Raw genomic sequence first — 9,732 nt, forward strand, 5'->3', positions numbered from 1 at the left:
CGGCGGTACGAGGACGGCGGTACGGGGGCGGCGGTACGGGCAGAGCGGTACGGCCCGCACCGCCGTCCCCGTACCGTCCTCATCCGCGCGGCCGGACCACCCCGTGCTCCCAGGCCCACGCGGCGACCTCGACCCGGTTGCGGGCGTCCAGCTTGGCCTGGATGCGGCCCAGGTAGGTCTTGACCGTCGACAGCGACAGGAACAGCTCGTCGCAGATCTCCTGGTTGGTGCGGCCCACCGCGACGAGCCGCACGATGTCCCGCTCCCGGGTGCTGAGCAGCCCGTGCGGCTCCGGGCCCGGCGCGTGCGCCGAGGGCGCCGCGGGTTCCGCGCCCTGTTCCGCGCGCTCCAGCCGCCGCAGCAGCCGTACCGTCACCGCCGGGGACACCAGTGCGTCGCCCCGGGCCGCCGCGTGCACGGCCTCCACCAGCAGGGCCGGGGTGGCGTCCTTCAGCAGGAACCCGCAGGCCCCGTTGCGCAGGGCGCCGCGCACGTAGTCGTCCTGGTCGAAGGTGGTGATCACCACGACGTTCATCGGGTCGGCGACCCCGGGGCCGGCCAGCAGCCGGGTCACCTCCAGACCGTCCAGGCGCGGCATCCGGATGTCGGCCAGCACCACCCTCGGCCGCAGCCGGCGGGCCAGCTCCACGCACTCGACGCCGTCGGCCGCCTCGCCGACCACCTCGATGCCCGGCTGCGCCTCCAGGATCATGCGGAACCCCGCCCGGACCAGCTCCTGGTCGTCGGCTATCACCACGTCGATCTTCGTACCGGACACGGGCCCGTCCTATCACGGGGGCCCTGCGGAACCACCGGGGCGGTACGGAACCACCGGGCGGTACGGAACCACCGGGGCGGGCGGCGCGGCGTCAGACGCGGGCGTCGAGGCGGTGCTGCAGGGAACCGTCCGGCCCGAAGACGTCCATCAGATAGCCCTTCTCCAGTGAGAGTCCCTCGTGCTCCGCCAGATAGCGGGTGACGGACTCCTTGAGTTCCTGGAAGGGCCGGTCGTCCTCGTCCGGGTCGTGCGTCCACACGGTCAGCAGCGGCACCCCGTCCCCGTCAAAGCCGCGCCCGATCCCGAACACGTCCGGCACCCCTCCGGCCCTGCGGTACCGCTCCGCCAGCCGCGCGGCCACGTCGGGCGCGACGGTGGTGGTCGCGACGGGCCCGCGTGTCCCGGCGCTGTCCTCCCGTTCCGGCGCGGAGTTGGCAGTGCATCCGGTCAGCAGCACGGCGCATCCGACGCAGACGAGTACGGCGCGGCAGGCGAGGTTTCTCATCGCGCCATTGTGGGTGATCTCCCGTACAAGATAAGGGAGTTGCGGCCATCAACATGGCGCGAAGTGGCCGGATCACCGGGCACGTACGGCCGGCACCTCGCGCGCGGATCGCCGCCTACCCCTCCGGTCTACGGCAGCATCAGCTCCGCCGGCTGGAGCACGGCGAACGCGGCGCTCTGGTCGTCCTGGAACGCCGCCATCCGCCCGTACGGGATGTCGAACGGTACGGCGGTGACGCGGCCGCCCAGCTCCGTCACCCGTTCGGCGGTGCGGTCGCAGTCGGCGACGGCGAAGTACGTCAGGAAGTGGCTGGGCATCATCTCGGGGAACGCGTCCGTGATGACGCTCCGGCCGCCGATCGCGGTGTCGGGACCGGGGGTGGCGCCGGGCGGGGACCACATGCGGAAGTCGATGCCGCTCTCGGCCGTCCCGGGGTCCCCACTGGCAGCGGCGTCCAGGTCGGCGCTCCGGAAGCCGAAGACGTTCGCGTAGAAGGGGTCCACCCGGTCGGGGCGGCGGGTGTAGAGCTCGGTCCAGCAGTACGAACCGGGTTCGTTCTGCTTCTCGAAGCCCGGCCGCTCCTCCGCCTGCCACAGCCAGAAGGCGGCGCCGTCCGGGTCGACGGCCTGCGCCAGGATCCCGGCGCGACCGGCGCGGACGGGGTCGGTGATGATCTGGCCGCCCTCCGCGCGGATCGCGTGGACGGTCGCCCGGATGTCGTCGGTGGCGAAGTGGACGCCCCAGGTGGTGGGCATCCGGCCGTCCGTCTTGGCGGCGAGCGCGGCGACGAGCCGGCCTTCGCTGTAGGCGTCGGCGAAGGGCATCCCGTCCCCGGCGCGGAAGGTCCAGCCGAAGAGCCCGCCGTAGAAGCGCTTGCCCGCTTCGAGGTCGGAGAGGTGCACCTCCACCCAGCAGGGCACGGAGTGCGCGAATGCCGCCATGGGCCGGGTCCTTCCCTCGCCGGGAGCGCGCGGTCCTGCCGCGCGGCCGGGCGCGTCACGTGTGCGTGACACCTGTCCCCGCCAACGTAACGGCGCCCGCGCTCCCCCGCGAGAGGGAACGGGAGCGAGACGGGAGGCGACGGACTCGACGGACTCCGCGCGCACGCGGCGGATTCACCGAACCGGAGGGGAAAGTTGTCCACCGAAGTTTTCCACAGGCTGTTGATAACACTTACTCGCGCATCGACCCACCCCCGGAACCTCTTGCGGAGACGCACGTCGCAAAGGCAACAGAAGTATCCACCGGCCTCTTCGGATCACACGAAAAAGATGGCTGAAATACCACCCGTCGCCCTCTGCGCGCTGGGTAATTCCCCATTTGCACTCGGCCGAATCGCGCTCCGTTCACCCGTCGGTAAGCTGACGGCATGACAGGACAAGTACGCACCGTCGACGGCCGCGTGGCCGGTCGACGCGGTCAGGCGACGCGGCAGAAGCTGCTCGATTGCCTCAGCGAGATGCTCAGCTCCTCGCCGTACCGGGACGTCAAAGTCATCGACGTCGCACGGAAGGCGGGGACTTCACCCGCGACTTTCTACCAGTACTTCCCGGACGTGGAAGGCGCTGTCCTCGAAGTCGCCGACGAACTGGCCAAGGAGGGCACCGGGCTGAATGAACTGGCCTCCGGACGCTCGTGGGTCGGTAAGGCCGGCTGGCAGGCGGCCGAGGAACTCGTCGACGGATTCCTCGACTTCTGGCGACGCAACGACGCGATTCTCCGCGTGATCGACCTCGGTTCGGCCGAGGGCGACAAGCGGTTCAACAAGATCCGCGTGAAGATCCTCAGCTCGTTCACCAACTCCCTGACGGACGCGGTGAAGGAGCTCCAGGGCAAGGGCAAGGTCGACAAGGACGTCAACCCCGCCGCGGTGGCGGGATCACTGGTCGCCATGCTGGCCGCCGTCGCCTCGCACCAGAAGGCCCTGACCACGGGCACGGGTGTGAAGGTAGGCGAACTCCGCCCGAACCTCGCCCTGTTGGTGCACCTCGGCGTCACCGGCAAGAAGCCGACGAAGTAGGCGCCCGCGACGGATCCACCCCCTTCACCGGGCGGCGCACGGCCAACCCCGGACGCCCGGCATCCTGTCTCACCGACGGCGGGCCACACGCGCGATGTGGCCCGCCGTCGGTGTACCCGGGACATGCCGCGTCCGGCGTCCCGCGCCTCCTCCCCCGTCGCGGCCTGCTGCAATGGCGCCATGAGCGACGACGACGCGTCCCGCACCGACGCACACACGGCCTTCCTCCGCCTGCTGCACGCCCAGCGCGTGTGGGACACCGAGCTGCCCGGGTTCGATCCGGCGACCGCGCCCGACGCGCCCGTCCCCCTCTTCCACGCCTGGTTCGCCGAGGCCGTGGCCGCCGGGCAGCCCGAGCCGCACACCATGGCGCTGGCGACGGTCGACGCGTACGGCCACCCGGACGTGCGGACGCTGATGCTGCACGACGCGGACGAGCGCGGCTGGCGTTTCGCGACCCACGCCACCAGCGCCAAGGGCCATCAGCTCGCCGCCCACCCGCACGCGGCGCTCACCTTCTACTGGCCGGTGCAGGGCCGGACGGTACGGGTACGAGGGCCGGTCGCCCTCGGGTCGCCCGAGGAGAGCCGGGCCGATCTGCACGCCCGCTCCACCGGCGCGCTCGCCTCCGGCCTGGTCGGCCGGCAGAGCGAGGTCCTGGACGACCTGGCGGAACTGGCCCGCGCCTCCGACGCCGCGTGGCGGCGGGCGCGGGACGAGCCCGAGGCGGAGGTGGCGAGCTGGCGGCGGTACGTCGTCCAGCCACAGGAGGTCGAGTTCTTCCAGGGCGACCTCCGCCGCCGCCACGTACGGCTCCGCTACCGCCGCCGGGGGGCGGGGTGGGTGCGGGAGCTGCTCTGGCCGTGACGGCCGGCCCGGCGACGGAGGACGGCCCCGGCAGCCGCCCCTACCGGCCGGGGGGATTCGGGCTCAGTCCCCGGGCATGGCGGGCGGCCTCCCGCACCAGAGCGCCGAGACGGGCGGTTCCTTCGGCCTGAGGGATGTCGGCCTGCCAGGCATCGACGGAGAACCACTCGCCGTCGGTGAGCGGCGGGAGGCTGCCGCCCGACACGAGGTTCTCGGGGGGAGTGGCCACCCGGACCAGAACGATGCCCGTGCCGTACGCGACCGCCGCGGCCACACCTCCGACCGAGAGGACCGGCACACCGTAGGCGGACCCCACCGGATGGCCCGACGCGAGGGCGATGAAGCGTTCCTGGAGATCAGGGTGGGTGTGCAGCTGCCACCCGTCGAGTTCCATGTCGTACGGACCGCTGGGCCGCGCGGCCCGTGCGCGGAGGCAGTCGAGCAGGGCGAGGTTCTCGGGGCGGTCCGGGTCCGGAGGTACGGGTGGCCTGCGTCCTCTCCGCGTCATGCGGGCGACGGTAGCGGCGCTGCGCCACCCATGGCAGGGGAATGGAGGGTTCCGGGCCCCGCCCGGTCCGCACGTCGACCGGGCCCCGCCCGGTCCGCACGACGCCGGACCCCGCGTTCCGGGTCTCCGGACCCCCCGCAGCACACCGGACCAGAGGTGCAGCTCAGCTTTGTCGGCAGTTCATCCAGGGTTTCCCCCTCGCTCGTCCGGCAAAAGCAGGCTCACCCCCATGAACACCATGAACCGCGCCAAGGTCTCCGCGGCCGTCGCCGCCGCCGCTCTGCTCGTCGGGGCCGGCGCCTCGGCCGCTTCGGCCGCCCCCCACCACGCTCCGGCCCACCGGGGCAAGCCGTCCGCCTCGCACGAGCAGCAGCGTCAGCAGCGGATACCGTTCACCGCCGCGAACGTCACGGCGAACGACGACGGTTCGTACACCCTGACGTGGACCGCCCCCGGGGTCCGCGGCGTGGTCGTCAAGGCGAACGGCAAGGTCGTCGCCCAGGGCGGCAGCCGCGCCACGGTCACCGTCAGGCACCTGCCGGCCGCCGACCGCCAGTGGTTCGACTTCGTCCCGTCGAAGGGCGGCTCGCTCCACCTCGCGGACCGGGAGATCGCACTCCAGGGCGCGGTCAACTTCCGTGACGCGGGCGGCTACCGCACCAGCACGGGCCAGTGGGTCAAGATGGGCGAGGTCTACCGCTCCGGCGCCCTGAACACCCTGACCACCGCCGATGTCGCCAAGCTGAACCGGCTCGGCATCAAGGTCGACTTCGACCTGCGCACCGCCGGTGAGCGCACCTCCGCCCCGGACACCGTGCCGGCCGGCGCGAAGTACGTGGTCGCCGACGTCATCGGTGGCGACGTCACCTCGGCGATCGACCTCTCCTCGGCCGAGAAGTCCGCCCAGTACATGGTCGACGGCGAGAAGTCGATGGTCAGCTCGGCCACCGGCAAGGCCGCCTACCAGCAGGTCTTCGCCGGTCTCGCCGACGACGACCAGCACGCGGTGCTCTTCCACTGCTCGGCCGGCAAGGACCGCACGGGCTGGGCGAACGCCGCCCTGCTGACCGCGCTCGGCGTGCCGAAGGCCACGGTGATGCAGGACTACCTGGCCAGCAACACCTACCGCGCCGAGGCGAACGCCGCCGCGCTGGCCGCGATGCCGGCCGAGATGGCCGCCGCGTACAAGCCGATGCTGGACGTCCGCGCCGAGTACCTGAACTCCGGCTTCGACGAGGTCGAGGCCAAGTTCGGCTCGTTCGCCACCTACGAGAAGAAGGGCCTCGGCCTCTCCTCGAAGGAGATCAAGGAGCTGAAGTCCTCGCTGCTCGTCGGCTGACCCCGGAAGGACTCCGGTCGGTGGCGCCCCTCCGGCGGAGAGGGGCGCCCCTGCGTGCGTGACCCGGGCCGGCGGTCGGCCGACGCACGCGGGGTCAGACTCCCGCCGCCCGCCGCCCCAGGACGGGTTCGGCCAGGAGCCTCGCCGTGCCGCACAGGGTCTGCCCGTGCCGGGCGAAGAGTTCGTCCCGGGAGTCGACGTGCCCGAGGTCCGCGAGCAGGTATGCCGAGAGATCGCACGAGGCGTCGGACGCGGGGCAGACCGAGGGGCCGTCCCAGTCGACCGCCGTCCGGGACAGGGCCTCGAAGAGCGTCTCGGGGCCCTCGTTCGTGAAGCCTCCGCCACGCGGGCCCTGCGGAGCGACGGCTCCGGCGAAGAGTTCGGACACGGTCAGCCAGCGTGCGGCGGCGCCGTCCGGCAGTCCGTCGATACGGAACTCCGGCCACGCCAGGATCACTTGGGCGGGGACGATGCGACGCAGCCGGGGAAAGCGCGGGTACCAGAACGTGCCGTCCACCACCAGTCCGCGCACCCGGGTGGGAGTGCCCCAGGCCCTCGCGACCGCTTCCAGTACGGCCATCCGCTGGCTGCACGAACCCCGGCCGAGGCGCAGGACCCGGGACACCGGCCGCGCCTCCTCCACCGAGTAGACGGGGCGCACCTCCTCGGAGATCCACCGGTGGGCGCGGCGGAGTGCCGCCACCGTCGCCTCGGGGCCGTCCCCCTCACGGTCCGCGGTGCCGATGCTCCGCACGGCGGCCCGGACACGCGGGTGCTCGTGGTCGAGAATCCGCGTCGGCCCCGCCCCTCCGCCCGCCCCGGACTCGCCGGGCACAGCTCGTCGGCCCGTTCGGCACGGTGTCAGCAGAGTGCTCACCACGATCGGCCCCCTCCATCGGCTGCGACCAGCGTCCCAGGTTTCTTGAACGCGTTCAAGTACGGAGGACCGGAATTCAAGTGCGGAGGACCGGGGTGCCGGTGCCGGGGGGCCGGGGTGCGGGGGCCGGAGGACCGGGCGCCCGCGACACGTGCGGAGTGCCGCAGCGCCGGCACCCGGGTCAGGACACCTGGACCAGGTCCACGACGAAGACGAGCGTCGAGCCCGGCGGGATCAGCGAGGAGGGCGACTGCTTGCCGTAGGCGAGGCGCGGCGGGATGACGAGTTCGCGGCGGCCGCCGACCTTCATCCCCACGATGCCCCGGTCCCAGCCCTTGATGGCCCGGCCGCCACCGAGGGCGAACTTGAACGGCTCGTCCCGCTCCCAGGAGGAGTCGAACTCCTTGCCCGTCGCGAAGGTGACTCCGACGTAGTGGACCCGGACCACCTGGCCGCGCTTCGCCTCCTTGCCGTCGCCGACGACGATGTCCCTGATCCGCAGTTCGGTGGGCGGATCGCCCACCGGGGGATCGATATCGGGCTTCTCCATCGCAGCCTGACTCCTGTCCGTTCTCCGGGCGCCGGGGTGTCCGTACGCCGCTGATCACGCTATCCGGCGGGACCCGTGTGCGGGACTCGTCCCGTTTCCGCCGGACAGGAGCACCATGGAGTCAGAGAAGGCATGTGTGGCATGGGAGGCACCGATGGCCAGAGCCCGTTCCCGTTACGCCCCCGACCGGGGGCTGACCACACGCATGGTGTCGACCATGTTCTTCATCGGCCTGCTTTACGTGGTCCTGGTCGGGGTGCTGCTGGCCGTGCTGCCCGGCTCGTGGGCGGTGATCCTGATCATCACCGGCGGACTGTTCGTCGTGCAGTTCTGGTTCAGCGACAGGATCGCCGCGTTCGGGATGGGGGCCCGCGAGGTCACCCCCGAGGAGGCGCCGGAGCTGCACGGGGCGATCGACCGGATCTGCGCGCTGGCGGACATGAAGAAACCTCGCGTGGCCATCGCGCAGAGTGACGTACCGAACGCGTTCGCGACCGGCCGGAACGAGAAGTCGGCCCTGGTCTGCGCCACCACCGGACTGCTGCGGAGACTGGAGCCCGAGGAGCTGGAGGGCGTCCTCGCGCACGAGATGTCGCACGTCGCCCACCGAGACGTGGCGGTCATGACCATCGCGTCGTTCCTGGGCGTGCTGGCGGGGATCATCACCCGGGTGGCCCTGTGGGGCGGCTTCGCCCGCAACAGCCGGGGCAACGACCCGGCGGGCATCATCATCATGCTGATTCCGCTGATCAGCGCGGTCGTCTACGCGCTCAGCTTCCTGCTGACCCGGCTGCTCTCCCGCTACCGCGAGCTCTCCGCCGACCGCACCGCCGCCCTGCTCACCGGCCGCCCCTCGGCACTCGCCTCCGCGCTGACGAAGGTCAGCGGGCAGATGGCGCGCATACCCACCGAGGACCTGCGGAAGGCTGAACCGTACAACGCTTTCTACTTCGTCCCCGCCTTCTCCTCGAAGGAGAGCTTCAGCCGGCTGATCTCCTCGCACCCGACGCTGGAACAGCGTCTCGACCAGCTGGCCCGCATCTCCGCCGACCTGTCCCGCCCGTAAGCCCGGTAGTCCCGGTAGTCCCGGTAATCCTGGAGGAGCCCCACGTGGGTCTGTTCGACGCGATCCTCGGCCGGAGCAAGCCGGTCCGTCCCGATCTGGACCAGCTCTTCGCCGTACCGTCCGCCGCCCTGACTCTCCAGGCCGTCACCGGCTTCACCCCGTCCGGGCTGGGCTCGGTCTGCTTCGCGGGGGTGGAGGGCGCGAACTTCGCCCGGCTCCAGGACGACGTACGGGAGCTGCTGGACGCCGACACGGACCGGGGCGGGATCCCGGTGGAGTTCAGCCAGGACGCGTACGGCTACACCTGGCTGCTCGCCCAGCAGCCGCCGGAGGACCCCGCCGCGCTCGTCAACGACCTGCACGCGGTGAACACCCTGCTCCAGGACGGCGGCTTCGGCCCGCACCTGCTCTGCTCGCTGATCGGCTTCCGCGACCCGGAGGGCCGCTCGCTGGCGCTGGTGTACCTGTACAAGCGCGGCACCTTCTACCCGTTCGCCCCGGCTCCCGGTGGCGCGGAGAAGCGGGACAACGGCCTGGAGCTCCAGGTCCGCGCCGCGCTCGGCGACGACCTGCGGGTGGAGAAGGAGCTGGCCCGGTGGTTCCCGGTATGGGGCGCGCCGGGCCTGTGAACCGTACGCGGGTGAGTACGGGAGCGAGCGGTACGGATCAGGCGCCGGCGGTCCCCGCGAGGAACGCGGTCCAGGCGTCGGGGGCCACGGCGAAGGTCGGGCCGTCGGTCACCTTGGAGTCCCGGACATGGACGGCCTGGGGACAGGCGGCCACCTCGACGCACTCGCCGCCTTCATTGCCGCTGTAGCTGGACTTGCGCCAGGTGTAGGCGACCTCGATGCAGGCACCGCCCTCGTTGCCGCTGTAGCTGGACTTGAACCACGCCAGTCCGGAACCGGTGCTCACAACTGCCCCGCCTTCTTCTCGATGAGCTCGGCGGACTCCCAGGGGTTGAGCGCCTGGGCCCGCAGCATGCCGAAGAGGTCGAACAGGTCGCTTACCTGCTCGGGTTTGGAGATCAACCTATCTCCGCCCTGCGCCTCCACATACACCAGACTGCGGCCCTCCGCCGTGTTCATCAACTGCATCGGCCCCATCAGTCCTGCGTGGGTGTGCTGGTCGGAGGGAACGACCTGCACGGTCAGATGGTTCAACCGCTCGATGCAGTCGAGGAGATGGAGCAGCTGCTCCTTCAGCACCGCCGGTCCGCCGA

At 71.5% G+C, this 9,732-nt stretch carries 13 protein-coding genes; 5 read left to right on the forward strand and 8 right to left on the reverse strand.

Annotated elements, in window-relative coordinates:
• Positions 1-79: 79 nt before the first annotated feature.
• From ACWCWD_RS22290 to ACWCWD_RS22300, 3 genes are all read right to left on the reverse strand, one after another.
• Complete coding sequence (locus tag ACWCWD_RS22290; RefSeq protein WP_450774795.1) at positions 80-778, reverse strand: response regulator; 699 nt, start codon at positions 776-778, stop codon at positions 80-82.
• Between the two features lie 91 nt (positions 779-869).
• Entirely contained in the window at positions 870-1,283 is a 414-nt protein-coding gene (locus tag ACWCWD_RS22295; RefSeq protein WP_450774796.1) for a hypothetical protein, read from the reverse strand.
• A 128-nt stretch (positions 1,284-1,411) separates the two neighbouring features.
• Complete coding sequence (locus ACWCWD_RS22300; RefSeq protein ID WP_450774798.1) at positions 1,412-2,224, reverse strand: VOC family protein; 813 nt, start codon at positions 2,222-2,224, stop codon at positions 1,412-1,414.
• Between the two features lie 428 nt (positions 2,225-2,652).
• Here ACWCWD_RS22300 and ACWCWD_RS22305 point away from each other — a divergent pair, with 428 nt between their 5' ends.
• Together ACWCWD_RS22305 and ACWCWD_RS22310 are read left to right on the forward strand one after the other, a co-directional pair.
• Positions 2,653-3,303 (forward strand): TetR family transcriptional regulator, encoded by a 651-nt coding sequence (locus ACWCWD_RS22305; protein ID WP_327176296.1) that lies wholly within the window; start codon positions 2,653-2,655, stop codon positions 3,301-3,303.
• Positions 3,304-3,483: 180 nt separating this feature from the next.
• Positions 3,484-4,170 (forward strand): pyridoxine/pyridoxamine 5'-phosphate oxidase, encoded by a 687-nt coding sequence (locus tag ACWCWD_RS22310; protein WP_450774801.1) that lies wholly within the window; start codon positions 3,484-3,486, stop codon positions 4,168-4,170.
• A gap of 40 nt (positions 4,171-4,210) precedes the next feature.
• On the opposite strand, the gene ACWCWD_RS22315 is transcribed toward ACWCWD_RS22310, so the two are convergent.
• Positions 4,211-4,678 (reverse strand): hypothetical protein, encoded by a 468-nt coding sequence (locus tag ACWCWD_RS22315; protein ID WP_450774803.1) that lies wholly within the window; start codon positions 4,676-4,678, stop codon positions 4,211-4,213.
• 229 nt (positions 4,679-4,907) lie between these two features.
• Here ACWCWD_RS22315 and ACWCWD_RS22320 point away from each other — a divergent pair, with 229 nt between their 5' ends.
• Positions 4,908-6,017 (forward strand): tyrosine-protein phosphatase, encoded by a 1,110-nt coding sequence (locus tag ACWCWD_RS22320; RefSeq protein ID WP_450774805.1) that lies wholly within the window; start codon positions 4,908-4,910, stop codon positions 6,015-6,017.
• Between the two features lie 94 nt (positions 6,018-6,111).
• Here ACWCWD_RS22320 and ACWCWD_RS22325 read toward each other — a convergent pair whose 3' ends face one another.
• Both ACWCWD_RS22325 and ACWCWD_RS22330 read right to left on the reverse strand, forming a co-directional pair.
• On the reverse strand, positions 6,112-6,897 hold the full coding sequence (locus tag ACWCWD_RS22325) for a transglutaminase domain-containing protein (RefSeq protein WP_450774807.1): 786 nt from the start codon (positions 6,895-6,897) through the stop codon (positions 6,112-6,114).
• 178 nt (positions 6,898-7,075) lie between these two features.
• On the reverse strand, positions 7,076-7,444 hold the full coding sequence (locus ACWCWD_RS22330; RefSeq protein ID WP_450774809.1) for an FKBP-type peptidyl-prolyl cis-trans isomerase: 369 nt from the start codon (positions 7,442-7,444) through the stop codon (positions 7,076-7,078).
• A 154-nt stretch (positions 7,445-7,598) separates the two neighbouring features.
• On the opposite strand from ACWCWD_RS22330, the gene htpX reads away from it, so the two are divergent.
• Together htpX and pspAB are read left to right on the forward strand one after the other, a co-directional pair.
• The gene (htpX, locus tag ACWCWD_RS22335; RefSeq protein WP_450774810.1) at positions 7,599-8,510 is read left to right on the forward strand and encodes a zinc metalloprotease HtpX; all 912 of its coding nucleotides are present in this window, start codon (positions 7,599-7,601) and stop codon (positions 8,508-8,510) included.
• 44 nt (positions 8,511-8,554) lie between these two features.
• The gene (pspAB, locus tag ACWCWD_RS22340; RefSeq protein ID WP_450774812.1) at positions 8,555-9,139 is read left to right on the forward strand and encodes a PspA-associated protein PspAB; all 585 of its coding nucleotides are present in this window, start codon (positions 8,555-8,557) and stop codon (positions 9,137-9,139) included.
• A 37-nt stretch (positions 9,140-9,176) separates the two neighbouring features.
• Here the strand turns inward: pspAB and ACWCWD_RS22345 are convergent, their stop codons facing one another.
• Positions 9,177-9,425: a DUF397 domain-containing protein gene (locus ACWCWD_RS22345; protein WP_450774814.1), complete on the reverse strand. Its 249-nt coding sequence runs from the start codon at positions 9,423-9,425 to the stop codon at positions 9,177-9,179.
• On the reverse strand, positions 9,422-9,732 hold a 311-nt coding region (locus ACWCWD_RS22350), incomplete at its 5' end, for a DUF5753 domain-containing protein (protein WP_450774816.1). The genes ACWCWD_RS22350 and ACWCWD_RS22345, both read right to left, overlap by 4 nt.

The sequence above is a fragment of the Streptomyces sp. NPDC001493 genome (assembly GCF_053597235.1).

Coding starts and splice junctions, on each gene's coding strand:
- ACWCWD_RS22295 (WP_450774796.1), bottom strand. CDS start 1,283: ATGAGAAACCTCGCCTGCCGCGCCGTACTCGTCTGCGTCGGATGCGCC.
- ACWCWD_RS22300 (WP_450774798.1), bottom strand. CDS start 2,224: ATGGCGGCATTCGCGCACTCCGTGCCCTGCTGGGTGGAGGTGCACCTC.
- ACWCWD_RS22305 (WP_327176296.1), top strand. CDS start 2,653: ATGACAGGACAAGTACGCACCGTCGACGGCCGCGTGGCCGGTCGACGC.
- ACWCWD_RS22310 (WP_450774801.1), top strand. CDS start 3,484: ATGAGCGACGACGACGCGTCCCGCACCGACGCACACACGGCCTTCCTC.
- ACWCWD_RS22315 (WP_450774803.1), bottom strand. CDS start 4,678: ATGACGCGGAGAGGACGCAGGCCACCCGTACCTCCGGACCCGGACCGC.
- ACWCWD_RS22320 (WP_450774805.1), top strand. CDS start 4,908: ATGAACACCATGAACCGCGCCAAGGTCTCCGCGGCCGTCGCCGCCGCC.
- ACWCWD_RS22330 (WP_450774809.1), bottom strand. CDS start 7,444: ATGGAGAAGCCCGATATCGATCCCCCGGTGGGCGATCCGCCCACCGAA.
- htpX (WP_450774810.1), top strand. CDS start 7,599: ATGGCCAGAGCCCGTTCCCGTTACGCCCCCGACCGGGGGCTGACCACA.